This window comes from Streptomyces sp. NPDC030814 (assembly GCF_055572155.1).
In genome coordinates this window covers 716,544-743,005 of sequence record NZ_JBVIDX010000001.1, presented here as the reverse complement: position 1 = coordinate 743,005, position 26,462 = coordinate 716,544, and the positions used below count along the sequence as shown (strand labels likewise).

20 protein-coding genes are annotated in these 26,462 nt (G+C 71.3%); 5 read left to right on the top strand and 15 right to left on the bottom strand.

Features of this window, described 5'->3' with window-relative positions; all coding sequences use genetic code 11:
- Positions 1 to 6 precede the first annotated feature (6 nt).
- The 9 genes from ACZ43N_RS03075 to ACZ43N_RS03035 form a co-directional block, all read right to left on the bottom strand.
- Positions 7 to 1,560: an NCS1 family nucleobase:cation symporter-1 gene (locus tag ACZ43N_RS03075; protein WP_468094587.1), complete on the bottom strand. Its 1,554-nt coding sequence runs from the start codon at positions 1,558 to 1,560 to the stop codon at positions 7 to 9.
- Positions 1,561 to 1,717: 157 nt separating this feature from the next.
- Complete coding sequence (locus ACZ43N_RS03070; protein ID WP_468094586.1) at positions 1,718 to 2,737, bottom strand: TIGR03842 family LLM class F420-dependent oxidoreductase; 1,020 nt, start codon at positions 2,735 to 2,737, stop codon at positions 1,718 to 1,720.
- 11 nt (positions 2,738 to 2,748) lie between these two features.
- Positions 2,749 to 4,152 (bottom strand): dihydropyrimidinase, encoded by a 1,404-nt coding sequence (gene hydA / locus ACZ43N_RS03065; protein ID WP_468094585.1) that lies wholly within the window; start codon positions 4,150 to 4,152, stop codon positions 2,749 to 2,751.
- Between the two features lie 177 nt (positions 4,153 to 4,329).
- Positions 4,330 to 5,172, bottom strand: a complete 843-nt coding sequence (locus tag ACZ43N_RS03060) for a nitrilase-related carbon-nitrogen hydrolase (RefSeq protein ID WP_468094584.1) — start codon at positions 5,170 to 5,172, stop codon at positions 4,330 to 4,332.
- A 155-nt stretch (positions 5,173 to 5,327) separates the two neighbouring features.
- Entirely contained in the window at positions 5,328 to 6,890 is a 1,563-nt protein-coding gene (locus tag ACZ43N_RS03055; RefSeq protein WP_468094583.1) for a PucR family transcriptional regulator, read from the bottom strand.
- Between the two features lie 30 nt (positions 6,891 to 6,920).
- Entirely contained in the window at positions 6,921 to 8,207 is a 1,287-nt protein-coding gene (locus ACZ43N_RS03050) for an aspartate aminotransferase family protein (RefSeq protein WP_468094582.1), read from the bottom strand.
- Positions 8,208 to 8,267: 60 nt separating this feature from the next.
- A complete protein-coding gene (locus ACZ43N_RS03045) occupies positions 8,268 to 9,110 on the bottom strand; it encodes a nitrilase-related carbon-nitrogen hydrolase (protein WP_468094581.1) in 843 nt (280 codons plus the stop codon).
- 198 nt (positions 9,111 to 9,308) lie between these two features.
- The gene (locus ACZ43N_RS03040) at positions 9,309 to 10,997 is read right to left on the bottom strand and encodes a hypothetical protein (RefSeq protein WP_468094580.1); all 1,689 of its coding nucleotides are present in this window, start codon (positions 10,995 to 10,997) and stop codon (positions 9,309 to 9,311) included.
- Positions 10,998 to 11,266: 269 nt separating this feature from the next.
- The gene (locus ACZ43N_RS03035) at positions 11,267 to 11,539 is read right to left on the bottom strand and encodes a helix-turn-helix domain-containing protein (RefSeq protein WP_468094579.1); all 273 of its coding nucleotides are present in this window, start codon (positions 11,537 to 11,539) and stop codon (positions 11,267 to 11,269) included.
- A gap of 73 nt (positions 11,540 to 11,612) precedes the next feature.
- Between ACZ43N_RS03035 and map the strand changes: the two genes are divergently transcribed.
- Entirely contained in the window at positions 11,613 to 12,380 is a 768-nt protein-coding gene (gene map / locus ACZ43N_RS03030) for a type I methionyl aminopeptidase (RefSeq protein ID WP_468094578.1), read from the top strand.
- 252 nt (positions 12,381 to 12,632) lie between these two features.
- Entirely contained in the window at positions 12,633 to 15,215 is a 2,583-nt protein-coding gene (locus ACZ43N_RS03025; protein ID WP_468094577.1) for an ATP-dependent Clp protease ATP-binding subunit, read from the top strand.
- Here the strand turns inward: ACZ43N_RS03025 and ggt are convergent.
- Positions 15,212 to 17,020 carry a gamma-glutamyltransferase gene (gene ggt / locus ACZ43N_RS03020; RefSeq protein ID WP_468094576.1) on the bottom strand — a complete coding sequence of 603 codons (1,809 nt, stop codon included), beginning with the start codon at positions 17,018 to 17,020 and terminating at the stop codon, positions 15,212 to 15,214. The genes ACZ43N_RS03025 and ggt overlap by 4 nt on opposite strands.
- 218 nt (positions 17,021 to 17,238) lie before the next feature.
- Here ggt and ACZ43N_RS03015 point away from each other — a divergent pair, with 218 nt between their 5' ends.
- On the top strand, positions 17,239 to 17,991 hold the full coding sequence (locus ACZ43N_RS03015) for a hypothetical protein (protein WP_468094575.1): 753 nt from the start codon (positions 17,239 to 17,241) through the stop codon (positions 17,989 to 17,991).
- Between the two features lie 122 nt (positions 17,992 to 18,113).
- Positions 18,114 to 19,706: an alpha/beta fold hydrolase gene (locus ACZ43N_RS03010; RefSeq protein WP_468094574.1), complete on the top strand. Its 1,593-nt coding sequence runs from the start codon at positions 18,114 to 18,116 to the stop codon at positions 19,704 to 19,706.
- Between the two features lie 156 nt (positions 19,707 to 19,862).
- Here the strand turns inward: ACZ43N_RS03010 and ACZ43N_RS03005 are convergent, their stop codons facing one another.
- Positions 19,863 to 20,606: an amino acid ABC transporter ATP-binding protein gene (locus ACZ43N_RS03005; RefSeq protein ID WP_468094573.1), complete on the bottom strand. Its 744-nt coding sequence runs from the start codon at positions 20,604 to 20,606 to the stop codon at positions 19,863 to 19,865.
- Between the two features lie 157 nt (positions 20,607 to 20,763).
- Entirely contained in the window at positions 20,764 to 21,219 is a 456-nt protein-coding gene (locus ACZ43N_RS03000; protein ID WP_468094572.1) for a DUF6278 family protein, read from the bottom strand.
- Positions 21,220 to 21,434: 215 nt separating this feature from the next.
- On the opposite strand from ACZ43N_RS03000, the gene ACZ43N_RS02995 reads away from it, so the two are divergent.
- Positions 21,435 to 23,195, top strand: coding sequence for an SGNH/GDSL hydrolase family protein (locus ACZ43N_RS02995; protein ID WP_468094571.1), 1,761 nt, complete (start codon positions 21,435 to 21,437; stop codon positions 23,193 to 23,195).
- A gap of 18 nt (positions 23,196 to 23,213) precedes the next feature.
- Here the strand turns inward: ACZ43N_RS02995 and ACZ43N_RS02990 are convergent, their stop codons facing one another.
- The 3 genes from ACZ43N_RS02990 to pcaDC form a co-directional block, all read right to left on the bottom strand.
- A complete protein-coding gene (locus ACZ43N_RS02990; RefSeq protein ID WP_468094570.1) occupies positions 23,214 to 23,993 on the bottom strand; it encodes an exodeoxyribonuclease III in 780 nt (259 codons plus the stop codon).
- A gap of 79 nt (positions 23,994 to 24,072) precedes the next feature.
- On the bottom strand, positions 24,073 to 24,708 hold the full coding sequence (locus tag ACZ43N_RS02985; RefSeq protein WP_468094690.1) for an MBL fold metallo-hydrolase: 636 nt from the start codon (positions 24,706 to 24,708) through the stop codon (positions 24,073 to 24,075).
- Positions 24,709 to 24,906: 198 nt separating this feature from the next.
- Complete coding sequence (gene pcaDC / locus ACZ43N_RS02980; RefSeq protein ID WP_468094569.1) at positions 24,907 to 26,208, bottom strand: bifunctional 3-oxoadipate enol-lactonase/4-carboxymuconolactone decarboxylase PcaDC; 1,302 nt, start codon at positions 26,206 to 26,208, stop codon at positions 24,907 to 24,909.
- Positions 26,209 to 26,462 lie beyond the last annotated feature (254 nt).

The following is a 26,462-nucleotide window of genomic DNA, read 5'->3' as shown; positions in this document are numbered from 1 at the left end:
GCCGTCTCAGACGCTCACCCTCGCCTTCGCCCTCTCCCCCGCCATCAGCGCCACGTACACCAGCACCGACGCGGCCAGGCCCACCGCCCAGCCGTAGTCGGCGAGCGGCTTGAGGAACGGGATGAGCCCGTCCTCCGGGAACGGACCGGAGGAGACCCCCTCCGGTGACACCGTCGAGTACGAGCCGCCGACCGCGAGGACGCCGCCCACCAGGAACGCGGCGACGGCCCGCCAGTTCCAGCCGGCGGAGTACCAGTAGCGGCCGCCCGGTGTGTACAGGTCCGGGAGGTGCAGGACGGTACGGCGGATGATCCAGTAGTCGGCGATGAGGATGCCCGCGACCGTGCCGAGCAGTCCGCCGACCACGCCGAGCCACGTGAAGATGTAGAACTCGGGCGTGGAGATGAGCTTCCACGGGAAGATCAGGACGCCGAGGACGCCGGTGATCAGGGCGCCCGTACGGAAGTTGATGAGCTTCGGCGCGAGGTTCGCGAGGTCGTACGCCGGTGAGACCACGTTCGCCGCGATGTTCACGGAGATCGTCGCGATCAGCACGGTGATCAGGGCGAAGAGCAGACCGAAGGTGCTGTCGGCCTTGGCGGCGAGCGTGACCGGGTCCCAGATCGCCTCGCCGTAGACGGCCTCGGAGCCGGAGGTGACGAGGACGGCCAGGATCGCGAAGAGGGTCATGGTCGTCGGCAGACCGAGGGACTGGCCCCAGGTCTGCGCCTTCTGGCTGGCGCCGAAGCGGGTGAAGTCGGGGATGTTCAGCGAGAGCGTGGCCCAGAAGCCGATCATGCCCATGAGGGAGGGGAAGAAGACCGGCCAGAAGTCCGCGCCCCAGCCCAGCTTGGACGGCTGGTCCAGCAGCGCGCCGAAGCCGTCCGCCTTGACCGCGATCCAGATGAGCAGCACGAAGGCACCGACGATCACGAAGGGCGCGGCCCAGTTCTCGAAGTGCCGCAGGAAGTCCATGCCCCGGTAGATGATCGCGATCTGGAGTGCCCAGAAGAGGATGAAGCACAGCCACAGCGGCCAGGGGTTGCCCGCGATCTTCCCCGCGGTCTCCCACTGACCGCCGGTGAGCTTGGAGCCGAGGGCGAAGACGCCGCTGCCGCCGATCCAGGTCTGGATGCCGAACCAGCCGCAGGCCACGGCCGCGCGGATCATGGCCGGTATGTTCGCGCCGCGCAGACCGAAGGAGGCACGGGCCAGCACCGGGAAGGGGATGCCGTACTTGGGTCCGGCGTGCCCGGTGGCCAGCATCGGCAGCAGCACGATGACGTTGGCCAGGGCGATGGTGAAGACGGCCTGCTTCCAGTCCATGCCGAGGGCGACCAGGCCGGAAGCCAGGGTCCAGCTGGGGATGCAGTGGGCCATGGAGATCCACAGCGCCGCGAAGTTGTACGTCGTCCACTTGCGTTCGGAGACGGGTACGGGACGCAGGTCCTCGTTGGCGAAGGGGCTGTCGGCGGGGAATGCCTCGGGGGCCAGCTCGATCCGGCCGGACGCGTCGGCGGACTGGGCTGTGGACAACCCCGTGGGGACTGTTTCGGTCATGGGCAGGCCAATCAAGGAGGCGGGACGGGAGAGAGAGGCCGTGCGGGCCTTGGGCCCCTCCCCGGGGGAGCGGGGAGGGAGTCAAGGTGTGGGGGGTCGTGGCGGAACGAAGCGTTCCGGATTGTCGCAGGAGCCGACCTGGGTTGGAACCCCCAGGTCAGCCGGTGATCGCGGGGATGACCGTGGAGCCGTACACGTCGATCACCCGCTCCTGCGCGTCGTGCATGTCGTACACGGCGAACTGGTCGACGCCGAGTTCACGCAGGGCGTTGAGCTTCGCGATGTGCATCTCGGGAGTGCCGATGACACAGAACCGGTCGACGATCTCGTCCGGGACGAACGCGGTGTCGGGGTTGTCGGCGCGCCCGTGGTGGGAGTAGTCGTAGCCCTCTCGGGCCTTGATGTAGTCCGTGAGTTCCTCCGGTACGGCCGCGGAGTGCTCGCCGTACTTGGAGACGAGGTCGGCGACGTGGTTGCCGACCATCCCGCCGAACCAGCGGCACTGCTCACGGGCGTGGGCGAGCGCCTCCGGCGAGTCGTCCTCGGTGATGTACGCGGGGGCGGCCACGCAGATCTTCACCTCGGACGGGTCGCGTCCGACGGCGACGGCCGCGTCCTTGACCGCCTTGACCATGTACTCGGTGAGGTAGAGGTCGGAGAGCTGGAGGATGAAGCCGTCGGCCTCCTCCCCCGTCATCTTCAGGGCCTTGGGGCCGTAAGCAGCCATCCAGACCGGGAGTTCGGCGTCCTCCTTGATCCATGGGAAGCGGATCACCGTGCCGCCGAGGTCGGCCTCCTGGCCCGAGCCGAGGGCGCGGATGACCTTCATGGCCGCGCTGATGCGGGCCAGGGTGTTCGGGGTGCGGCCGGCGACACGCATCGCGGAGTCGCCGCGGCCGATGCCGCAGACGGTGCGGTTGCCGAACATGTCGTTCAGCGTGGCGAAGGTCGAGGCGGTCACCTCCCAGGTGCGGGTGCCCGGGTTGGTGACCATCGGGCCGACCTTCAGTCTCGTGGTGCGGGACAAGATCTGGCTGTAGATGACGAACGGCTCCTGCCACAGCACGGCGGAGTCGAAGGTCCAGCCGTAGGTGAAGCCGTTGTCCTCGGCGCGTTTCATCAGCTCGATGACGCGCGAGGCCGGCGGGTCGGTCTGCAGGACGAGTCCGAAGTCCATCTGCTCCGCTCCTAGGTGAGGTACTGACAGGTGGAGCGGGGGGTGTAGACGCCGTGCCCGGCGTGTCCGGTGTACTCCCGCTCGGTGATGACCGGTTCGCCGCGTGAGAGGACCGTCTCGACCCGGCCGGTGGTGCGCTTGCCCTCGTACGCCGAGTAGTCGACGTTCATGTGGTGGGTCCCGGCGGACATGACCTGCTCGGCGTGCGGGTCGTAGATGACGATGTCGGCATCGGCTCCAGGCGCGATCGTGCCTTTCTTGGGGTACATGCCGAACATGCGGGCCGGGGTCGCGCAGGCGATCTCGATCCAGCGGCGGCGCGAGATGTGCCCGTCGACGACGGCCTGGTGCAGCAGGTCCATCCGGTTCTCGACGCCCGGCAGACCGTTGGGGATCTTGGAGAAGTCGCCGCGGCCGAGTTCCTTCTGGCCGACGAAGCAGAAGGGGCAGTGGTCGGTGGAGACCACCTGGAGGTCGTTGGTGCGCAGGCCCTGCCACAGCTTGGCCTGGTGCTCCCGGGGCCTGAGCGGGGTGGAGCACACGTACTTGGCGCCCTCGAAGTCCGGCTCGGCGAGGTTGTCCGTGGACAGGAACAGATACTGCGGGCAGGTCTCGCCGAAGACGTTGAGCCCTTCGTCGCGTGCCTTGGCCAGCTCGGCGACCGCCTCCATCGCCGAGACGTGCACGACGTACAGGGGGGCGCCGGCGACCTGGGCGAGCTTGATGGCCCGATGGGTGGCCTCCGCCTCCAGGAGGGCCTTGCGGACCTCGCCGTGGTAGCGGGGGTCGGTCTCGCCGCGCGCCAGCGCCTGCTCGACCAGCACGTCGATCGCGATGCCGTTCTCCGCGTGCATCATGATCAGCCCGCCGTTGTCGGCGGAACGCTGCATGGCGCGCAGGATCTGGCCGTCGTCGCTGTAGAAGACGCCCGGGTAGGCCATGAACTGCTTGAAGGAGGTGACGCCCTCCTCCACCAGCAGGTCCATCTCCTTGAGCGTGTCCTGGTTCACATCGGAGACGATCATGTGGAAGGCGTAGTCGATGGCGCAGTTGCCCTCCGCCTTCGCGTGCCAGGCGTCGAGCCCCTCGCGGAGGGTGTGGCCCACGCTCTGCACCGCGAAGTCGACGATCGTCGTAGTGCCGCCCCAGGCGGCGGCCCGGGTGCCGGTCTCGAAGGTGTCCGAGGCGAACGTGCCGCCGAAGGGCAGCTCCATGTGGGTGTGGGCGTCCACGCCGCCCGGGATGACGTACTTGCCGGTGGCGTCGAGAGTACGGTCGGCGGTCCAGGCCTGCGCGGTGGCCGTACCGCTTGCCGCCAGAGCGGCGACTCGGCCGTCTTCGATCAGGACGTCGGCGTGCAGTTCGTCTGACGCGGTGATGACGAGACCGCCGCGGATCAGAGTTCGGCCGCTCATTCGGTCACGCTCCGTTCGGTTGTCGGGAAAGTGCCGGTTGTCTCGGGCTGGTCGCTCCCCCACTCTCGACTCCGCTCGAGCGGGAGGGGCCCCCATCGCGGCGGAAGCCGCGTATCAGGCACTGCCCCGCGCCCCTTGTGGGCCTCTGGGGCCCATGAGGGGCGCGGGGCATGCGGGTCAGGGCGCCGTCAGCGGCCCGTACGCGTCGGGGCGGCGGTCGCGGAAGAACTGCCAGCGGTCGCGGACCTCGCGCAGCTTGGCGAGGTCGAGGTCGCGGACGACCAGTTCCGTCTCCTTGTCGCTCGCCACCTCGCCGACGAACTGGGCCTCCGGGTCGACGAAGTAGGACGTGCCGTAGAAGTCGTTGTCGCCGAGGTCCTCGACACCCACCCGGTTGATCGCGCCGATGAAGTACTCGTTGGCGACGGCCGACGCCGGCTGTTCCAACTGCCACAGGTAGCGGGACAGGCCGCGCGAGGTGGCCGACGGGTTGAAGACGATTTCTGCTCCCCCGAGGCCCAACGCCCGCCAGCCCTCCGGGAAGTGCCGGTCGTAACAGATGTAGACGCCGATCTTCCCGACCGCCGTGTCGAAGACGGGCCAGCCGACGTTGCCGGGGCGGAAGTAGAACTTCTCCCAGAAGCCGGGCACCTGCGGGATGTGGTGCTTGCGGTACTTGCCGAGGTACTTGCCGTCCGCGTCGATCACGGCGGCCGTGTTGTAGAGGACACCTGGCTGCTCCTCCTCGTACATCGGCAGCACCAGGACGAGGTTCAGTTCCTTGGCGAGCGCCTGGAAGCGCCTGACGATCGGACCGTCGGGGATCGCTTCGGCGTACTCGTAGAACGCCTTGTCCTGGACCTGGCAGAAGTAGGGACCGTAGAACAGCTCCTGGAAGCACATGACCTGTGCGCCCTGTGCCGCCGCATCGCGGGCCGCCTGCTCGTGGACCTGGATCATCGATTCCTTGTCGCCGGTCCAGGCCGTCTGGAAGATGGCTGCGCGGATGACTCTGCTCATCGGGACCTCCGGTCGCTCGGTGTGAAGCGAGACTAGGAAGCCCGGAGATCGGGTTTGAGTGGCACGGTGTCACGTCTGGAGCCGCTGCGCGTTCCACCGTGTCACCTCCTCGTGGGCGCATGTTTCACCGCCGTTTTCCCAGGTCCCGGCATGTTTCAGCTTTGTTGCGCGTCATGCGCGAGGAGGGCGATGTGCACGGACGCGGCCTGCTCGAAGTCATCGAGGTCGACACCGAGCCGGGCCTCTATGGCTTCGAGGCGGCGGTACAGCGCGGGCCGGCTGACATGGTGCAGCTGGGCGGTGTGCGACTTGTTGCGGCCGGTGGCGAGATAGGTCCGCAGGACCGGCAGCAGATCCTGCTCGGCGTGGCGGTCGCCGCACAGCAGCCCGTCCAGCTCCCGCTCGGCGAAGGCCTGGACGTGCGGATCGTCCCGCAGCAACCGGATCAGGCCCCTCAGGTGGACGTCGCGCAGCCGTACGACGACGGGCAGGTCGAGCCCGGTCGCCGACTGGGCCACGGCGTCGGCCACATGCTGCGCCTCGCGCAGCCCGGCCGGGACCTCCTCCCAGGTGATGCGCGGCTCGGCCGCCGCCACGACCGTCCTGCGCCCTGCGGACTCCGACCGGAGCCGGGTTGCGAAGTGCGTGCTCAGCGCCTGCGCGTCCTGGTCCCGGGCGAGGCTCAGCAGGACGGCGGTCGCGCCTTCGGCGAGTTCGGCGACGAGTCCGGAAAGGCCCAGCATCCGCAGCACCCGGTCGAGCTGGGCCGGCTCCCCGTCGCGTACGACGAGCGGCACGAACGTACGGCGGTTGACGGGCAGCCCGGCCGCCCGTGCCCTGGGCAGCAGTTGCCGGGCCGGTACGACACCCGAGACCAGATCGGTCAGCAGGCTCTGTGCGGACTGCTCCTCCCAGGTGTGCGCGGTGCCGACGAGCATGCGGTGCAGGACGAGCGCCTCGGCGGCCCGGTCGGCCAGGAGCCGCCCGGTGGCGATGTCGCCGCGATAGCCGCACAGCACGATCCGGCCCCAGCGCTCTCCGCGTCCGCCGAGCTCGGCGCGGATCCAGCCGTCGCCCTCGTTGCCGCCCGCCTGTCGCGAGATGCGCTCCCAGTCGCGCAGGACGTCGTCGACCGCGGGCCGCTCCCCCGCCGTGGCGAGGACGCGGTGGGCGAGGTTGGTGACGACGAGCGGGCATCCCGCGTGCTGGGCGATCTCGTCGAGCAGCCGTTGCAACGGGGCGCCGGCCGTGATGAGGCCGGTCAGCGCGGTCCGTACGGACTCGGAGAGGCTCACGGCGGCGAACTTCCGCCGGACGAGCCGGGACTGGACCTCCTCCGTCAGCTCGGCGAAGGGGAACGGCCGGTGCAGCACCACCATGGGCAGTCCGCACCGCTCCGCCGCCCGGCGCATCACGTCGGGCGGCGTCGGGAAGGCCCGGCCGAGGCCGAGGACGACCGCCGCGGCCTCCGCCCGGTGCAGGGAGCGGATGTACTCGGCCTGCGCCTCCTCGTCGCCGGCGAGCAGCACCCCGGTGGTGAGGACCATCTCGCCCCCGGTGAGCATGACCCCCACGTCCGGGGCCTCGGCGACATGCACCCAGCGCACGGGCCGGTCGAGCTGCCCGGCCCCGGCCACCACCTCGGGCTCTCCGGCGAGGACCCGGTCCAGGGTGAGGACCTGGCGTACCGACAGGGCGGGTTCCGGGGCGGTGGTCATGCGGCGTTCCTCAGATCTGCTCTGGTGGCGTTACCGAATGCTCCTCAGAGCACGTTCGAGGGCGTCGGCGCCCTCCTCCGCCTCGGCGACGGTCAGGGAGAGCGGGGGTGCGATGCGCAGGGCGCTGGTGTTGTGGCCGCCGCCCTTGCCGATCAGCAGGCCCTCCCGGCGGGCGGCTTCCAGGACGGCTGCCGCAGCGTCCGGGTTGGCCCGCTCGGTGCCCGGCTGCACCAACTCGATGCCGATCATGAGGCCCCGCCCGCGTACCTCCTTGACCTCAGGGATCTGCGCCGTGAGCGCCCGCAGCCGCTCGATGAGCAGTCCGCCGACGCGGCGCGCGTTGCCCTGGAGGTCGTGCTCGACCAGGTAGTTCAGGTTGGCGAGGCCCGCGGCCATGGTGATCTGGGTGCCGCCGAAGGTCGAGATCGAGTTGCTGTCGAGGCAGTTCATGACCTCGGCGCGGGCGACGACACCGCCGATGGACATGCCGTTGCCGATGCCCTTGGCGAAGGTCATGATGTCGGGCGGCCCGTTCCGGCCGTGCGCCTGCCAGCCCCAGAAGTTGTCGCCGGTGCGGCCCCAGCCGGTCTGCACCTCGTCGGCGATCCACAGCACCCCGTGCCGCTGGAGCACCTCGCGGAAGGCCGCGTACAGGCCGTCCGGCGGTGAGGTGAAGCCGCCGACGCCCTGGATCGGCTCGGCGATCAGCGCGGCGGGCGGGCGGACATGGCCGAGCAGGTCCTCCAGGTCGGCGACGCAGGCCGCGATGAAGTCGGCGTCGCCGAGATCGGCGTACGGGCCGCGGGTGCGGACGCCGCCGTGCACGTACAGCGTCTGGAGCGGGGACAGCGAGGTCGGCGACCAGCCCTTGTTGCCGGTGATGCCGACCGCGCTGAAGGAGCGGCCGTGGTAGCTGTTGCGCATGGCCAGGATCTGGTTGCTCTGCCGGTGGGTCGTGGCCAGCAGCAGCGCGGTGTCGTTGGCCTCGGTGCCGGAGGTGGTGAAGAAGACCCGGGCATCGGGGATGCCGGACATCTGGGCGATGCGTTCGGCCAGTTCCACCATCGGCCGGTTGAGGTAGAGCGTGGAGGAGTGGATGATCCGCGCGGCCTGCTCGCTCACCGCCTTGGTGACCTCGGGCAGCGCGTGCGCCGTCATCGTGGTGAGGATGCCGCCGAAGAAGTCGAGGTACTTGTTGCCGGCGGCGTCCCAGACATGGCGGCCCTCCCCGTGGGTGATCTCCAGCGGGTCGGCGTAGTAGAGCGCGAGCCAGTCGGGCAGCACGGCCTTGTGACGGCCGAGCAGTTCGTCGGTCACGGCTGCACCACTCCTTTCACTGCGGTACGGGTGGGGCGTTCTGGGCTGTAGCTGCCCGCGTCAGGGCCGTACGAGTCCTTCGTACGCGTCCGGCCTGCGGTCCCGGTAGAACGCCCACTGCTTGCGTACGTCCTCGATCAGGTCGAAATCGAGGTCCCGTACGACGAGTTCCTCGTCCTGGTCGCTCGCCGTGCCGCCGACGAACTGGCCGCGCGGATCGACGAAGTACGAGGTGCCGTAGAAGTCGTTGTCGCCGTACTCCTCGACGCCGACCCGGTTGATCGCGGCGACGAAGTACTCGTTGGCGACGGCCGCGGCGGGCTGTTCGAGCCGCCAGAGGTGGGAGGAGAGGCCCCGGTGCGTGGCGGACGGGTTGTACACGAGCTGGGCGCCGTTCAGGCCGAGCTGGCGCCAGCCCTCCGGGAAGTGACGGTCGTAGCAGATGTAGACGCCGACCTTGCCGACGGCGGTGTCGAAGACCGGCCAGCCGAGGTTCCCGGGCTTGAAGTAGTACTTCTCCCAGAAGCCCTTGACCTGGGGGATGTGGTGCTTGCGGTATTTGCCGAGGTAGGTGCCGTCGGAGTCGATCACGGCGGCCGTGTTGTAGTAGAAGCCGGACTGTTCGACCTCGAAGACGGGGACGACGATCACCATGCCCGTCTCACGGGCCAGCTCCCGCATCCGGGTGACGGTCGGTCCGTCGGGCACGGGTTCCGCCCAGCGGTAGTGTTCGGCCTCCTGCACCTGGCAGAAGTAGGGCGCGTTGAAGACCTCCTGGAAGCCGATCACCTTCGCGCCCTGCCGGGCAGCCTCACGGGCGTGCTCGATGTGCTTGGCGACCATGGATTCGGTGTCGCCGGTCCAGGTCGCCTGGACGAGGGCGGCACGTACGACGTGGGCCATGTCAGCTGCTCCTTCGACCGGGAAGTCAGAGAGCCTCTACGCCCGTAGAAGCAGGCCGTAGAGGCTTGAAAGTAAGCCTCGCCGGCGGACTGGGCAAGACCATCGCCGTTAACCGGCCGAGTCGATCACGTTTCGCACTCCAGTGGGTGATCGCCTCCGCTTCCGCGCCGCGGAGGCCGCCGCGGCGCGGGTGGGCCGTCAGGCGAGTCCGGCGACGCGCAGGGCGTGCGCGACGTCCCGGTGGCGGTCCTGCGACACGGCGCGGGCCGCTTCCACGACCATACGCGTCAGCCGCTGCGGGTGCGCCTCCGCGACCCGCGCCGCCTCCTCGGGCGTGCGCATGTGGACGTACGCGTCGAGCAGCGCACGCGCCTGCCGCTCGCGCCCCTCCTCGGTGAGCCCGAGCACCGCCTCACCGATCTCCTCGGCGGGCCGCGCGACGCCCTGGCGCAACAGTTGGTCGCCGTCGGTGCCGCGCCCGACCGCGTTCAGGGCGTCGACCACGGCGACCAACCGCCCAACGGGCAGCGAGGCGGCCTCCCACAGCAGGGTCGCCCAGTCGGCGGCCAGTCCTGCCCGGTGCATGGCAGCCGCGAGCAGCGGGAAGCGGGCGGCGGGCCAGTGGGCGACCTCCACGAGCAGGGCGTGCGCCTGACCGCTGCGCCCCTCCTGGCGCAGCCGCAGCAGCAGCTCGACGGTCCCGGCGACCTCGCGCCGCGCCTCGTCGTCCAGCGGCTGCCGGGCCGGTCGCTCCTCCCCCTGCGGCGACGCGGCCTTCTCGGCGACCCCGGCATAGCGTGCGCCCCGGGGCGCACGCCCCTTGGGCACGGCTGCCTGCGCGGGCGCACTCCCGAGCACGACGACGGGCGCCTCCTCCGCCTCGACTGCACCCGCGAAACGGGCACCGCCACGAGGGCGCCGCTTGGACCGCTTCTTGCCGGGGGCCTCCTCGGCCTCGGGGGCGGAGGACTCGGGAGCGGGACCTTGGGGCCCGGCGTCGAAGAGGGCGCCACCGTCCGGGGCGGGCCCGTCGGGGGCGGGGAAGGCGTGGGCGTTCGGGTCACGGTGAGCGTCGTGCGCGACGGCATGGGAGGCGGGGCCGGGGCGGGAGGCGGGGCCGGAGTGGGAGGCGTGCCCGGGGTGGGTCGCGCGAGGGGCGTCATGAGCCGCGTGGGCGTCGTGCGCACGGGCGCCGCCGGTCCGGTCCGCCGGCATGCCGTCCCCCGGGCCCGCGGGGGCCACGCCCTCCTGCCCCGCGTACGTACGGCCGCCGGGGGCCGCCATGCCCTGCCCGCGCCCTTCCGCCTCCGGCAGCGGGGAGACGTCGCCGGCGGGGCTGCCCGGAAAGCGCGTCGCGCCCCGCACAGGCAGGTGCGGGGCGCGACGGTCGAGGTTCTCCATGCGGGTGCGCAGCTCGGCGCAGCGGGCCGTGGCCCGTTCGTGGTCGTCATGGGCCCAGGCCAGGTCGAGACGGATGGCCTCGGCCTCCTCCTGGGTGGTGGCGGCGCGGAGCCGGCGGTTGAGCTCGGCGGTGCGCTCGGCGGCGTAGCGCTGTTCGCGGAGCATGACGTCCAACCCGTCACCGAGCGCGTCGCGGCCGCCGGGCCGGGCGTCGTGGGCGGCGAGCGAGGCGCTGTGCAGGAGGCGGGCCCGCTCGGTCTCCCGTGCGGCGGCCGCGGGACCGTACGCGGTGTGGAGATCGTGCATGAGCGCCTCGACGACGTCCCAGGGCGGGACCTCCAGGCCGTCGAGACAGGCCCGCATGCCGTCGGGATCGCGCCGCCAGAAGACGGCGCACCAACCGCCGCCCTGGTCCAGCTTCGTCATCAGCTTGTTCAGGTAATCCGCGAACTCCCGAACCTCGCCCGGGAGTTGATCCACAGCCATCGCATACTCCCCGGCAGACTGGAGTGGCTCCGGTCCGCCAGAAAACACCAGCCGTGTTACGGGGAGGCTACGCGGAGTTTTCGGACCGGGCGCAGAGTGCTGTGCGCGGTCGTCCGGCGGCTGTGCGTGAGGGGTTCAGGCCACGCGGCGCAAAACTCTGGCCACGCCGGCACGCGACCCACAACTCGGCGACGAGGCCGTCGCCAGGCCGCGACGAGGCCGCGGCAAAGCTCGGTGGGCAACGCCGCGAGGAGCGCGCTCCGGCCGGCTCAGGCCACCGCCGCCGTCGGCATGACCTCCGCCGGTGCGCACTGCCCGGCGAGCGCGTCCATGGACAGCCCCAGCGTGCGGGCCAGGGCGGCGACCGTGAAGAAGGCCGGGGTGGGGGCGCGCCCGGTCTCGATCTTGCGGAGCGTCTCCGCGGAGATGCCCGCGCCGGCGGCGATCTCCGCCATGCTGCGACCGCCGCGAGCCTCCCGCAGCAGTCGGCCGAGCCGCTCGCCGCGTTCGCGCTCTTCGGGGGTCAGAGGGGTACGCACCATGCGCCCATTCTAATACCGATCCCCATCCGGGAACCGGTATTTGAATTGGACGACGATCGGTATAGTAATTGGCATGGTGGAACTGAAGACGGACGCCTCCGTCGACGCGATGTACGAGGCCGGGCAGGTCGTGGGGCGTGCGCTCACCGCGGTACGGAAGGCCGCCGGGGTGGGCGTGTCCCTGCTCGAACTGGACGAGGTGGCGCATGAGGTGCTGCGCGAGGCGGGCGCCACGTCACCGTTTCTCGGCTACCGGCCCTCCTTCGCGCCCACGCCCTTCCCGGCGGTGATCTGCGCCTCGGTCAACGACGCGATCGTGCACGGCATCCCGACCTCGTACCGGCTCCGCGACGGCGACCTGGTCTCCATCGACTGCGGGGCCCAACTGGACGGCTGGGCCGGGGACTCGGCGATCAGCTTCGTCGTGGGCGAGCCGCGCCCGGCCGACCTGCGGCTGATCGAGACCGCGGAGCGGGCGCTCGCGGCGGGCATCGAGGCCGCCGTCGTCGGCAACCGCATCGGCGACATCGCCCACGCCATCGGCTCCGTGTGCCGCGCCGCCGGGTACGGCGTCCCCGACGGCTTCGGCGGGCACGGCATCGGCCGCCGGATGCACGAGGACCCGTCCGTCCCGAACGAGGGGCGACCGGGGCGGGGGCTGCCCCTGCGGCACGGCCTGGTGCTCGCGATCGAGCCGATGCTGACCGGTGGCGGCAAGGACGGGTACCACGCGGCACCGGACGGCTGGACCCTGCGCACCGACGACGGCTCCCGCGCGGCGCACGTGGAACACACGGTGGCCATCACGGCGGCGGGGCCGAGGGTGCTGACCGCGCGGTAGAGCGCCGCGGGCCCACCGGTGCGCTGCCGGGTGCGGGTGGGTGGGGGCTGGTCGCGCAGTTCCCCGCGCCCCTGAAGGGAACGGGCCTGCGGCCCGCCCTTCATCCGAAAAGCACGGGGCGCAGCCCCGGCCGCTTTTCAGGGGCGCGGGGAACTGCGCGACCAGCCACACACCACCCGCACCCGACACCGCACCCCCACCCCGACGGCGCCCCCGTGTGTAGCCGCGCAGCGACAGGGCACTCGCGTGCCAATGAACAGCGGATTCCCGGGGCCCGAGGGCTACGGTCCGGACCCCTTCAGTGAGTTCTTCGCACGCTTCTTCGGCGGGCCCCGCCCCCAGCGCATCGAGATCGGGCGGCTGATGAGCGGCCAGGCCCGGCAGCTGGTGGCGGACGCGGCGGCGTACGCGGCGCAGCACGGCAGCAGCGATCTCGACACCCAGCATCTGCTGCGCGCCGCGCTCGCCGCCGAGCCGACCCGGAGCCTGGTGGCCCGCGCGGGCGCCGATCCGGACGCTCTCGCCGGGGAGATCGACGAGCGGTCGGGCCCCACCCGGCACAAACCCGGCCAGGGGCCGGCGCCCGCGTCGCTCGCCCTGACCCCGGCGGTCAAACGGGCCCTGCTGGACGCCCATGAGCTGGCCCGCTCCACCGGCTCCGGCTACATCGGCCCGGAGCACGTCCTGAGCGCCCTGGCCGCCAACCCGGACTCGGCCGCCGGGCACATTCTGAACGCCGCGCATCTCTCGGCCGCGTCCCTGCCGCCCGAGGCGTCGGAGCCGCCCGCGAACGGCGCCCAGCCCGGCCTGCCACGCCCCGTGTACCCGCAGTCCGAGCTGCCGCGCCGCGCGGCCACGCCGACCCTCGACAAGTACGGTCGCGATCTGACCGAGCAGGCGAGCCAGGGCCGTGTCGACCCGGTGATCGGCCGGGACGAGGAGATCGAACAGACCGTCGAGGTGCTGTCCCGGCGGGGCAAGAACAACCCCGTCCTCATCGGTGAGGCAGGCGTCGGCAAGACGGCCATCGTGGAGGGGCTGGCGCAGCGCATCGCCGAGGGCGACGTGCCCGATGTGCTGGCCGGGCGCCGCGTGGTCGCCCTGGACCTGTCCGGGGTGGTCGCCGGGACCCGCTACCGGGGCGACTTCGAGGAACGGCTCACCAACATCGTCGACGAGATACGCACGCACTCCGAGGAGCTGATCGTCTTCATCGACGAGCTGCACACCGTCGTGGGCGCCGGTTCCGGGGAGAGCGGCGCGATGGACGCGGGGAACATCCTCAAGCCGGCCCTGGCGCGCGGCGAGCTGAACATCGTGGGTGCCACGACGCTGGAGGAGTACCGCAGGATCGAAAAGGACGCGGCGCTGGCCCGCCGCTTCCAGCCGGTGCTGGTCTCCGAGCCGTCCACCGCCGACGCGTTGGAGATCCTGCGCGGGCTGCGCGACCGGTACGAGGCCCACCACCAGGTCCGCTACACCGACGGGGCGTTGACCGCCGCCGTGGACCTGTCCGACCGCTACCTCACCGACCGGCGGCTGCCCGACAAGGCGATCGACCTGATGGACCAGGCGGGCGCCCGGGTGCGGCTGCGCTCCCGGACGAAAGGGACAGACGTACGGGCCCTGGAGCGGGAGATCGAGCAGCTGACCCGTGACAAGGAGCAGGCGGTCGCGAGCGAGCAGTACGAGCAGGCCACGCGGCTGCGTGACCGGATAGCCGAGTTGAAGGAACGGGTCGCCGAGGGACGCGAGGAGGACCGGGCCGACGACGGGCAGAGCCTGGCGGTCACCGCCGAGGACATCGCCGAGGTGGTGTCCCGGCGGACCGGCATCCCCGTCAGCAGTCTCACTCAGGAGGAGAAGGAACGGCTGCTGGCGCTGGAGGAGCATCTGCACCAGCGGGTCGTCGGGCAGGACGAGGCGGTGAGCGTGGTCTCCGACGCGGTGCTGCGGTCGCGCGCCGGGCTCTCCAGCCCCGACCGGCCGATCGGCAGCTTCCTCTTCCTGGGCCCGACCGGCGTCGGCAAGACGGAGCTGGCCCGTGCGCTGGCGGAGGCCCTCTTCGGCAGCGAGGAGCGGATGGTCCGTCTCGACATGAGCGAGTACCAGGAGCGGCACACGGTGAGCCGGCTGGTGGGCGCGCCGCCCGGCTATGTCGGCCACGAGGAGGCCGGTCAGCTCACCGAGACCGTCCGGCGGCACCCGTACTCGCTGCTGTTGCTGGACGAGGTGGAGAAGGCCCACCCGGACGTGTTCAACATCCTGCTCCAGGTCCTCGACGACGGCCGGCTGACCGACTCCCAGGGCCGTACGGTCGACTTCACCAACACGGTGATCGTCATGACGAGCAACCTGGGCTCGGACGCCATCACGCGCCGCGGGGCCGGACTGGGCTTCGGGGCGGGCGGTGCCGAGGCGGCCGAGGAGGACCGGCGCGAGCGGATCCTCAGGCCGCTGCGGGAGCACTTCCGGCCCGAGTTCCTCAACCGTATCGACGAGATCGTCGTCTTCCGCCAGCTGACCGCCGAGCAACTGCGGCGTATCACCGACCTGCTGCTGGAGCGGACCCGGCGGCGGCTGCACGCGCAGGGCGTCACCATCGAGTTCACCGGACAGGCCGTCGACTGGCTCGCCCGCCACGGACACCAGCCCGAGTACGGTGCCCGGCCGCTGCGCCGCACGATCCAGCGGGAGGTCGACAACCCCCTGTCCCGCCTCCTGCTCGACGGTCGCCTGCCGACCGGCAGCCGGGTGCTGGTGGAGACGGAGAACGGGCGGCTCGCCTTCCACACGACGGCACCGCCCGCTCCGGGTGGACCAGACGCGGGCTAACGCGTCGGGTGCACGACCATCGCCGAGCCGCCGCCGCGGCGCACCGTCTCGGCGGCGGCCAGCCATGTGCCGTTGGGCAGCCGCTGGACGCCTGCGACCGCGCCGATCTCGGGATTCTGCCGGAACCCGTGCCCGATGGCTTCGAGCTGCCCCTTCAGGGGGCTGTTCCACAGGCCCGGTTCGAGTTCCGTGGTGGTCTGGTTGCGCTGGCTGGCACGCGGCGCGGCGATGGCGTCGACCAGCGGCAGCCCCCGGTCGAGGAAGCCGGTCAGGGTCTGGAGCACCGTGGTGATGATGGTCGCGCCGCCCGGCGAGCCGAGTGCCACCACCGGCCTGCCGTGCCTGTCCAGCACGATCGTCGGTGACATCGAGGAGCGCGGCCGCTTGCCCGGCCCCGGCAGGTTGGGGTCGTGCACCGCCGGGTTGGCCGGAGTGAAGGAGAAGTCCGTCAGCTCGTTGTTGAGCAGGAAGCCACGGCCCGGCACGGTGATGCCGCTGCCGCCGGTCTGCTCGATGGTGAGGGTGTACGAGACGACGTTGCCCCACTTGTCGGCGACGGTGAGGTGGGTCGTGCTGTCGCCCTCGTACGTGGTGGGTGCGGCCGTCCCGCCCGTGGAGCAGGCCGCCGGGTTGCGCGGGTCGCCGGGCGCGACGGGGCTGGTGAGCACGGCGTCGTCCTTGATCAGGCAGCCTCGGGAGTCGGCGTAATTCTGCGACAGCAGTTCCTTCGTCGGTACGTCCTCGAAGGCGGGGTCACCCACCCAGCGGCCCCGGTCGGCGAACGACACCCGGCTCGCCTCGATGAGGCGGTGCAGGTACTGGACGTCGCTCGCCTTCGACAGGTCGGTCCGCTCAAGGATGTTGAGCGCCTCGGCGACCGTCGTGCCGCCGGAGGAGGACGGGGCCATGCCGAAGACGTCGAGCCCGCGGTACGACGCCTTGGTGGGCGCCTGGCGCTTGGTGCGGTACGCGGCTAGATCGTCGGCCGTCAGATCGCCGGGCCGGGCGTTGTAGCTCGAAGCGGGGTCGACGGGCGGCTTGTTGACGGTGTCGACGATGTCGCGGGCGATGTCGCCCCGGTAGAGCGCCCCGACGCCCTTGCGGCCCAACTCGGCGTAGGTGCGGGCCAGATCGGGGTTCTTCAGGGTCGAGCCGACCACCGGCAGCTGCCCGCCGGGCAGGAAGAGGTCGGCCGTGGCGGGGAAGTTGCGGAACCGGGCCTCGTTGGCGGCGGTCTGGGCGCGGAAGGTGGCGTCGACGGTGAAGCCGTCGCGGGCGAGTCTCTCGGCGGGCCCCAGCAGCTTGGCGAGCGGCTTGCTGCCCCAGCTGCGCAGCGCGGTCCGCCAGGTGGCGGGAGTGCCCGGTGTGCCGACGCTCAGTCCGCTCGTCACGGCCTCGGCGAAGGGGACGGGCTTGCCGTTCTCCAGGAAGAGGCTCTCGTCGGCGCTGAGCGGCGCCGTCTCGCGGCCGTCGATGGTGTGGACCCTGCGGGAGGCGGCGTCGTAGTAGACGAAGTAGCCGCCTCCGCCGATGCCCGCGGAGTACGGCTCGGTGACACCGAGCGCGGCGGCGGTCGCGACGGCCGCGTCCACCGCGTTGCCGCCCTTCCTGAGGACCTCGATCCCGGCGGCCGAGGCGTCCGGGTCGACGCTCGCCACGGCACCTCCGTGGCCGACAGCGACGGGCACCTTCTCGACGGGGTCCGTCCCGGTGGGCGTCGGCGGCGCCGCCGCCCCCACCGACACCACGGTGGACACCACCGCCAGAACCGTCAGTTTCCGCGCGACAGGGCGACGCAGACGCATCAGTACCTCCAGTCAACGACCGTTCGCGCAGACTAACGTGGCCGCCATGCCCCCGTCAGCGGCGTCTCGGCCAACCGGGCGTCCCCCAACAGGCCCCCGGCAGCACGTCGTACGGGGAGAAGCGCACAGGTGGCCGAGGGGGCAGCGGGACGGAACCGGCCGGGGAATCGGACAGGGATTCGGACAGCGTTCCGCCGCGCCCGCTACCATGCGCGGCCATGAATGACGACGTGCGCAATATCGTCCTCGGCGTGATCGCGGCGGGCATCAGTGCCTCGCTGGGCTGGTTCGTCCGGACCTACTTGTGGAAGCGCAAGCTCCGCCGCAAGCAGGCGTTCTTCGGGCTGCCCGAGAACTCCGAGTCCCTGCTGGTGGTCAACCGCGATCCGTCCAGCGCGGACCTGGCGGTGCACCGTTTCGACGTGTTCGCGCTGCTGGAGCTGTCCGCGCTGATCAAGGACTGTGGTGCGCACGCCCAGATCATCACCCAGGACGCCGCGCAGCAGGGCTTCGGCGAACGTACCGAGTTCTGTGTGGGAGGGCCCGGTTCGAATCGCCGGGTGACGGCCCACCTGGGGGCGATGCTGCCTGGCGTACGGTTCAATCCCAGCCCCGAACCGGGCCCCGACCGGGGCGCCCTGTACGTCGGCGGCGAGTGCTACCGCCTGGAGCCGGGTGTCAACGAGCACGTCATCCTGGCCCGGCTCACCACCGGTCAGGAACGGGCCCGTCCGGTCTTCCTCTTCTGCGGCCAGCGCGCCATCGACAACCAGGCGGCGACCCGCTATCTGGCCCGCCATCACGAGCGTCTGCATCGCAAGTACGGCACGGGCACCTTCGTGCTGCTCCTGAAGGTCGTGAACTCCCAGGCGTACGGCCCCGACGTGGTCGAACTCGTGGCCGACGTCACGCGCGCGGCCCAGACACCGGCGTCGCCGGTTCCGTCCCCGGCGTCGCACCGTGCGTCGTAAGGGCGTGCGGTTGGGGCCTCGTTCAACTGTTACCTTCACGTAACTTACCGGGGAGTTACCTCTGGTAAGCCGTGACGGTTACCGTCGGGTCACTTTGCACTGACACGAGTGAGGAGCGACCCGTGAGACACCCGCACGGCACGACATCGCGCACGGCCAAGGCCCTGCGCACGACGACCGTGGGAGCCGTGTCGGCCACCCTGGTCGCGGGCACGGCCCTCGGACTCGCCCCCGCCGCCCAGGCGGCCACGGCGGACTCCCCCACCACCCGCTTCACCGACATCACGGGCGCCGACGGCACGGTCCTCAAGGCCAATGTCGTCGCCCCCGCCGACGCCTCCCGCACGTATCCGCTGCTGGTGCTCCCCACGAGCTGGGGACTGCCGCAGGTCGAGTACCTCGCCCAGGCACAGCAGCTCGCCAAGGCCGGGTACGTCGTGGTCAGTTACAACGTACGGGGCTTCTGGGAGTCCGGCGGGTACATAGAAGTGGCCGGGCCACCGGACATAGCCGACGCCTCCAAGGTGATCGACTGGGCGCTCACCCACACCCCGGCCGACGAACGGCGCGTGGGCATGGCGGGGCTGTCGTACGGCGCGGGCATCAGCCTGCTCACCGCCGCGCACGACAAGCGGGTCAAGGCGGTCGCCGCGCTGAGCGGCTGGGCCGATCTCATCGACTCCATCTACTCCGGGCGCACCCAGCACCTCCAGGCAGGCGGCCTGCTGGACGGCGCCGGCCGGATCACCGGCCGCCAGAGCCCCGAACTCCAGGAGATCTTCAAGAACTTCTACGCGTCCAACCTGACCAAGGAGCAGGACATGATCGACTGGGGGAAGAAACGTTCCCCTGCTACCTATGTGGACGCCATCAACGCCAACGGCACGGCCGTCATGCTCGCCAACGGCTGGGGCGACTCGGTCTTCCCACCCAACCAGTACGTGGACTTCTACGAGAAGCTCACCGGCCCCAAGCGGCTCGAACTACGGCCCGGCGACCACGGCACCACTGAGCTGACGGGCCTGTTCGGGCTGCCCAACGACGTGTGGACGGACACCCGGCGCTGGCTCGACCACTATCTGCGCGGCCAGGCCAACGGCATCGACGGTGAGCAGCCCGTCCAGCTCAAGTCCCGTACCGGCGGCGCCTTCGAGGGCTACCCGGACTGGAAGTCGGTCACCGCGACCCGCAAGAAGATCGCCCTCGCGAGCGGCACCACGATCCACGCGAACGTCGATTCGGGCGCGAACGGCGGAGTCGTCCTCCTGTCCAGCGTCCTCGACCAGGTCGTCCAACTGCCGCCCGTGGCCTCCATCCCGCTGCTGCCGCGCCGCTGGGCGGCCGTGTGGCAGTCGGAGAAGTACCGCACCACCCAGCAGGTGCGGGGCACCGCGAAGCTGCACACCACGGTGACGGCCACCAAGGAGAGCGGCACCCTCGTCGCCTATCTGTTCGACGTGGGCCCGCTCGGCCTCGGCAAGCTGGTCAGCAACGCGCCGTACACCTTCCACGGCGAGACGCCCGGCAAGCCGTTCGGCGTGGACCTGGAGTTGTTCTCCACGGCCTACGACGTTCCGGCGGGCCACCGTCTCGCCCTGGTCGTCGACACGGTCGACCCGCTCTACATCGAGCACAACCCGTCCGGCGCGCAGCTGACCTTCTCCTCACCGCCGGACGACCCGTCGTACGTGTCGATCCCGCTGCGCGAGCAGTGATCTCCGGCTGCCGCCGGGCGGGCCTGGCCCCTGGCTACTGCGCGCCTGGCAGCAGCGTCCCCTCTGTGGCCGGGATGGAGTCCACGGCCTCGGTCACCCCCAAGTGGAGGAACCGCTCATCGTAGTCGAGGCCCCCGCCCGGTCCAGCGGCGGCGGTCAGTGCTTGAGGATCTTGGAGAGGAAGTCCTTGGCACGGTCGCTGTTCGGATTCGTGAAGAACTCGTCGGGCGCGCGGTCCTCGACGATGCGCCCGTCGGACATGAAGACGACACGATTGGCGGCGGAACGGGCGAAGCCCATCTCGTGGGTGACGACGACCATGGTCATGCCCTCGCGCGCCAACTGCTGCATGACTTCGAGGACTTCATTGATCATCTCGGGGTCGAGGGCGGAGGTGGGCTCGTCGAAGAGCATGACCTTCGGGTCCATCGCCAGCGCCCGGGCGATCGCGACACGCTGCTGCTGGCCGCCCGAGAGCTGAGCCGGGTACTTCGGCGCCTGGTCCGCCAGACCGACCCGGTCGAGGAGTTCACGTGAGCGCTTGTCGGCGTCCTCCTTCTTCCGTTTGCGCACCTTGACCTGACCGAGCGACACATTCTGCAGCACCGTCTTGTGCGCGAAGAGGTTGAAGGACTGGAAGACCATACCGACGTCCGCGCGGAGCGCCGCGAGGGCCTTGCCCTCCGCCGGCAACGGCTGTCCGTCGAGCAGGATCTTCCCGGAGTGGATGGTCTCCAGCCGGTTGATGGCCCGGCACAGCGTCGACTTCCCCGACCCCGAGGGACCGATGACCACGACCACCTCCCCCCTGCCGACGGTGAGATCGATGTCCTGGAGGACATGCAGGTCACCGAAGTACTTGTTCACACCATGCAGTTCGATCAGCGGATCGACAGCCATGCACTGCCCGCCCTGTTCGCTCTCGGCCGTGTCGTGTCGCAGGTGCCGCAAACTATCCGGACGGAAGGCGGCTCAATACGCGACACGCACCGTCGGGGATTAGCCGTATTGTCAGGCACGGGCCGGGGCCCCGCCTCCCCGGCACCCGCCAGGGCGCTCATCCCTCCGCGATCTCGGCGTACAGCTGCGACAGCTCCGGTACGCCGTTGTCGGCCCATTCGTGTCCGGCCTCGACCACGTCGATCTCCCGTCCGGAGACCAGCCGCACCACGGGCTGTCCATTGGGCCAGATCTCCCAGCGGGCGCCGGGGACGGTGCGGACGACGACCGTGCCGAGGTACAGTCCGGCGTCGTTGCCCAGCCACGTCGCGGCCTCCTCGTCGTCCCTCCAGCGCGGCACCAGCTGGTCCAGCGCCTCCAACGAGGCGGCCGAGTCGTCGAGTTCCACTCCCGCCTGCTGGGCCTGTGCGCGCAGCAGCTCGCATTCGGAGAGGAGTTCGATAATGCGCTCCTGGCCGTTGTCGTCCCCCTCGCCGTCACCGACGGATATCACCGTGACCCCCAGGGCGGGGCCACGCTTCTTGCGCCAGTTGCCCAGGAAAGGGATGTGCATGCGGTCAGCGTGTCATTCGTACCGCCCTTCGCACCACAGGCGCGCGGAAGTCGCCTGTTCGCCCGGAGTTCGGCCCCGGTTCGCGCCTGCCTCATTGACGGTTCCCTGACGCCTCCTTAGTTTCGTGGCGCATCCGTCGTCCCGTCGCTGGATCGACGGAGTGGCGGATCAATGATCGAAGTCGCCAGGGTCATCTGCGAGCGGGAGGGTCGCGCGTGCGCCGACGCGTCTGGGGAACGGCTGTCGTACTGGGCCTGTCGGCGGCTCTCGCCCCCGTCGTCTCCGCCCGCGCGGCCACCGGCGGGGCGGGCGAACCGGTCCCGCTGGCACGGCTGTTCGACAACCGGGCCGTCAGTGACGACGCCCGGCCCGGCGAGGCCGATCTCGACGGCGGGGGCGGTTCCCTCTCGGCACAGGACCTGACGGCCGCGGGCTGGACGCCCGGCCGTGCCCTGACCGTCCAGGGAGCCCGCCTGACCTGGCCGGACCGCACCCCGGGCGAGCCGGACAACGTGCGGGCCGACGGCCAGTCCGTGCGGGTTAGGGGCCAGGGCGACGCCCTCGCCTTCCTCATCACCGCGACGGGCGGGGCCGAGGCGACCGGCACCGGGACGGTCCACTACACGGGCGGCGCCCGCTCCTCGTACCGGCTCACCGCCCCCGACTGGCGCACCGGCCCGCTCGCCACCAAGGCCGTCGCCCTCCCCCACATCAACACGCCCGGCGGTCAACTCACCGAGAAGGCACGGCTGTACGTCGTCACCGTGCCCCTCGCGCGAGGCCGCCAGGTGGCTTCCGTGACGCTGCCGCGCGACCGGGACCTGCATGTGTTCTCCCTGTCCGTGCGGCCGGAGTCGCTTGGCTGGACCGGCAGTTGGGCGGCCTCCACCTCGGGCTACACCGCTGTCGGCCCATGGAGCGACCGCACTCTGCGGCTGGTGGTGCACACGTCCGCGGGCGGCCCCCGGGTGCGGATCCGGCTCGACAACACCTTCGCGTCGGCGCCGGTACGGGTCGGCAGCGCGACGGTGGCGTTGCGGGCGGAGGGGGCAGCCGCCCTCGCCCCACCCGTCCCGCTGTCGTTCCGGGGCCGGGCGGGCATCGAGATCCCCGCGGGTGCCCAGGCGTTCAGCGACCCGCTGGGCTTCGAGGTGCCGCCGGACACGGACCTGCTGGTGAGCTTCCATCTGCCCGGCACGGTGCCGGCCGCGCCCGTGCACCGGCTGGCCCAGCAGACCTCGTACATCAGTGAGCCGGGCGACCACGCGGGCGACGGCTCGGCCGCGGCGTACACCTCGACGATCACGACATGGCCGCTGCTGACGGGCGTCGATGTCGGCGGCGGACCCGGGTCGGTGGTGCTCCTCGGCGACTCGATCACCGACGGGGAGAGGACGACGGCGGGCGCGAACCGCCGCTGGCCGGACGTGCTGGCCGACCGGCTGCTGAACCAGGGAGAGGTCCCCCGCTACGGGGTGCTCAACCAGGGGATCTCCGCGAACCGGGTGGTCACCGACCGCTATCCGGGCGACGGCGTCTCCACCGACACGGGCGGCGTCAGCGCCCTGAACCGCTTCGACCGGGACGTCCTCGCCCAGACCTCCGCGCGTACCGCCGTCGTCTTCCAAGGGGTCAACGACGTCCGCTGGGGCGGCACGGCGGACCAGGTCATCAGCGGGCTGCGGGAGATCGCCGCCCGGGGTCACGCACGCGGTCTGCGGATGCTGGTGGCGACGATCGCGCCGTGCGAGGGCGAGGCCCGCTGCACGGCCGCCGCCGACGCCCACCGGGTCGCGGTCAACGAGTGGATCCGCGGCAACGACGAGTTCGACGGGGTGCTGGACTTCGACCGGGTGCTGCGCGATCCCGAACGGCCGGCGCGGATGCTCCCCGCCTACGACAGCGGGGACCATCTGCATCCGGGCGAGGTGGGGCTCGCCGCGCTGGCCGAGTCGGTGGATCTGCGGCTGCTCTGAGCCGCTCCCCGCGGGCCGCTACACGTCGAGGTCCACCACGACCGGCGCGTGGTCCGAGGCGCCCTTGCCCTTGCGCTCCTCGCGGTCCACGTACGCGTCCTTCACGGCCTTCCCGAACGGTTCGTTGCCGTAGACGAGGTCGATGCGCATGCCGCGGTTCTTGGGGAAGCAGAGCTGGCGGTAGTCCCAGTACGTGAACGGGTGCTCGTACTTGAGGGGGCGCGGGACGATGTCGGAGAGGCCGGCCTCGCGGAGGGAGGCGAGCGCGGCGCGCTCGGCGGGGGTGACATGGGTGGCGCCCTCGAAGGCGGCGACGTCGAACACGTCGTCGTCCGTGGGGGCCACGTTGTAGTCGCCCATGACGGCGAAGGGGCGGCTGCCGGCGGCGTCACCGGCGACGGCGGCCTTGAGTGCCTCGAACCACTGGAGCTTGTACGCGTAGTGCGGGTGGTCGACCTCACGGCCGTTCGGCACGTACACCGACCAGACGCGGACCGGGCCGCAGGTGGCGGAGATCGCGCGGGGCTCCACGACGCCCTCGTAGCCGGGGTCGCCGGGCAGGCCCTTGACGACGTCCTCCAGACCGACACGGGAGATGACCGCCACGCCGTTCCACCGGCCGGTGGCGTGCACCGCGGCCTCGTACCCCCTCTCGCGCAGGGCGTCGAAGGGGAAGACGTCCTCTGCGATCTTGGCCTCCTGGAGGCAGAGCACGTCCGTGCCGGTGCTCTCCAGCCAGGCGAGGAGCCGCGGGAGGCGGGCGGTGATCGAGTTCACGTTCCAGGTGGCGATGCGCATGCCCCACAACTTACCGGGCGGGTCCGACAACGCCGTCCCGCCCGGTCCCGGCCCCGGGGGCTCATAGTGAAAGGGCCCCTTACAGGTCCGCCGACGTCCCGGGGGCGAGGCGGAGGTGCTCGGCGCCGCCCAGGGCACCGATCTGGCGGTCGTAGATCGGGCGGGCCAGGTCGGTGAGGAGGGCGTCGTGGATGTCGTAGGCCCGTCGCGGCCGGACCTCGCGGACGTAGTCGATGACCTCGGAGATCTTGCTCCAGGGAGCCATGACGGGGAGCATCAGCGTCTCCACCGCGTGGTCGGGGACGGTCAGGGCGTCGCCGGGGTGGAAGACCCGGCCACCGTCGACGAGGTACCCGACGTTGGTGATGCGCGGGATGTCCGGGTGGATGACGGCGTGGAGCTCGCCGTGCACCTGGACGTCGAAGCCCGCGGCGGTGAACGTGTCGCCGTGGCCGACGGTGTGGACCCGGCCGGGGAAGGCGGCGGAGATCTTCTCGGCGACCGAGCGCAAGGTCCAGATCTCGGCGGCCGGATTGCCCTCCAGGGCCGCGCGCAGCCGTCCCTCGTCGAAGTGGTCGGGGTGCTCGTGAGTGACCAGGACCGCGTCCGCGCCGACCGCCGCGTCCTCCTCGCTGAACCCGCCGGGGTCGATGACGAGCGTGCGTCCGTCCTTCTCCAGACGGACGCAGGCGTGCGACTTCTTGGTGAGCTTCATGGTCATGGGTCCATCCTGCCCCCGCCGGGCGGCCGACGGCCCGTTCGCCGGTCCTTTCCGGGCCGGGTCGCCGACCGTTCCGCGCCGGGCCGTCGGCCTGTCCGGACCGACCCGCCGGGGCTTCCCGGGCCGCCCGCCGACGGATTCCGGACCGCTCGCCGATGGCTTCCGGGGCTGCTCGACGGGTCGCCACCGGGGTCATTCCTCGGGGGTGGTCTCCTCGCGGATGACCTGCTGGGCCACCTTGAAGGCGCTGTTCGCGGCCGGGACTCCGCAGTACACGGCGGCCTGGAGGAGGACTTCCTTGATCTCGTCCGGGGTGAGGCCGTTGCGGAGGGCGGCGCGGGTGTGGAAGGCGAGTTCGTCCAGGTGTCCGCCGGCGACGAGCGCGGTGAGCGTCACGCAGCTGCGGGAGCGGCGGTCGAGGCCCGGCCGGTCCCAGATCTCGCCCCAGGCGTAGCGGGTGATGAACTCCTGGAAGTCGCCGGAGAAGTCGTCCGCCGTGGCCAGCGCCCGGTCGACGTGCGCGTCCCCGAGCACCTCGCGGCGGACCTTGAGCCCGGCGTCGTACGGGTCCGGTCTGCCCATCGCCTCCGGCTGGACGGCGGCCGGGGCGATCTCGGCGACGGGGCCGCTCTGCGGCGGCACGGCGACCGCGAGGACCGGCCTGGCCGACGCCGCCGGGATGGCGATCTGACCGGTGGTCGAGTCGTACGCCGGCTGCCAGGCCGTCGAGAAGTGCCGGACGAGGAGGTCGGTGACCGCGGCGGGCTGCTCGACGGGGACCAGGTGCGAGGCGCTGGGGACGACGGCGAGCCGGGCGTCCGGGATGCCGGCGACGAGCGTACGGGCCTCGGCGGGGCCCGTGACCTGGTCGTCGGAGCCGACGAGGACCAGGGTGGGGACCCCGATACGGCCCAGCTCGGCGCGGACGTCGAACGAGGCGAGGGCCTCGCAGGCGGCGATGTAGCAGCCGGGGTCGGTGGTGCGGACCATCTGCACGGCCCACTCGGTGATCGCGGGCTGCGCGGCCGCGAACCCGGCGGTGAACCAGCGGTCCGGGGACGTACGGGCGATCGGGTCGAGGCCGTTCGTCCGCACGATCACCCCCCGCTGGCGGAACTCGTCGGCCGTGCCGAAGCGCGGCGACGCGGCGATCAGCGCGAGCGAGGCCAGGCGGTCGGGGTGGCGCAGCGCGAGCTCCGCCCCGATGGCGCCGCCGAGCGCGCAGCCCGCGTAGCCGAAGCGCTGCACGCCGACCGCGTCCAGCGTGGCCAGCAGCCGGGCGGCCAGCTCGGAGACCGAACCGCCGGGGTAGGCGGGCGCACCGCCGTGGCCCGGCAGGTCGAACCGGAAGACCCGCCACTGGTTGGTCAGTTCGGGGATCTGCCTGTCCCACATGTGCCACGTCGTACCGAGCGAGGGCCCGAGGATGAGGACCGGGGCGTCGTCCGGCCCGTCGAAGCGGTACTGGAGGGCAGGGGTCGTCGTCTCACTCACCGGTACACGCTAACGTCCCGCCTTCGGTGCTCTGTCCCTGGGACCGGAATGCGCCCGTGCGACTCCCGAACATCGGCGGGCAACTCTCACACCGTCTTCACCGAAGCGCAGGTCACGCGGCGGGCGCGGGGCCGGGGCGCGACGACGGGCCGTTCATCGAACAAATTTCGCAGCGTGTCGTGCGCCCCTGAGCCGCACCGGTTGGCGCGCCATGCGGCTGGGGGTGGCGCGCAAGTCGTGGTGAGCATCGGGGG

Excerpts from the sequence above, each read along its gene's own strand:
- ACZ43N_RS03045 (WP_468094581.1), bottom strand. The coding sequence starts at position 9,110 with ATGGCCCACGTCGTACGTGCCGCCCTCGTCCAGGCGACCTGGACCGGC.
- ACZ43N_RS03005 (WP_468094573.1), bottom strand. The coding sequence starts at position 20,606 with ATGGCTGTCGATCCGCTGATCGAACTGCATGGTGTGAACAAGTACTTC.
- ACZ43N_RS03055 (WP_468094583.1), bottom strand. The coding sequence starts at position 6,890 with ATGACCACCGCCCCGGAACCCGCCCTGTCGGTACGCCAGGTCCTCACC.
- ACZ43N_RS02990 (WP_468094570.1), bottom strand. The coding sequence starts at position 23,993 with ATGCGCATCGCCACCTGGAACGTGAACTCGATCACCGCCCGCCTCCCG.
- hydA (WP_468094585.1), bottom strand. The coding sequence starts at position 4,152 with ATGAGCGGCCGAACTCTGATCCGCGGCGGTCTCGTCATCACCGCGTCA.
- map (WP_468094578.1), top strand. The coding sequence starts at position 11,613 with ATGGTGGAACTGAAGACGGACGCCTCCGTCGACGCGATGTACGAGGCC.
- ggt (WP_468094576.1), bottom strand. The coding sequence starts at position 17,020 with ATGCGTCTGCGTCGCCCTGTCGCGCGGAAACTGACGGTTCTGGCGGTG.
- ACZ43N_RS03000 (WP_468094572.1), bottom strand. The coding sequence starts at position 21,219 with ATGCACATCCCTTTCCTGGGCAACTGGCGCAAGAAGCGTGGCCCCGCC.
- ACZ43N_RS03035 (WP_468094579.1), bottom strand. The coding sequence starts at position 11,539 with ATGGTGCGTACCCCTCTGACCCCCGAAGAGCGCGAACGCGGCGAGCGG.
- ACZ43N_RS03015 (WP_468094575.1), top strand. The coding sequence starts at position 17,239 with ATGAATGACGACGTGCGCAATATCGTCCTCGGCGTGATCGCGGCGGGC.
- ACZ43N_RS03070 (WP_468094586.1), bottom strand. The coding sequence starts at position 2,737 with ATGGACTTCGGACTCGTCCTGCAGACCGACCCGCCGGCCTCGCGCGTC.
- ACZ43N_RS03040 (WP_468094580.1), bottom strand. The coding sequence starts at position 10,997 with ATGGCTGTGGATCAACTCCCGGGCGAGGTTCGGGAGTTCGCGGATTAC.
- ACZ43N_RS03025 (WP_468094577.1), top strand. The coding sequence starts at position 12,633 with ATGAACAGCGGATTCCCGGGGCCCGAGGGCTACGGTCCGGACCCCTTC.
- ACZ43N_RS03075 (WP_468094587.1), bottom strand. The coding sequence starts at position 1,560 with ATGACCGAAACAGTCCCCACGGGGTTGTCCACAGCCCAGTCCGCCGAC.
- ACZ43N_RS03060 (WP_468094584.1), bottom strand. The coding sequence starts at position 5,172 with ATGAGCAGAGTCATCCGCGCAGCCATCTTCCAGACGGCCTGGACCGGC.
- ACZ43N_RS02985 (WP_468094690.1), bottom strand. The coding sequence starts at position 24,708 with ATGAAGCTCACCAAGAAGTCGCACGCCTGCGTCCGTCTGGAGAAGGAC.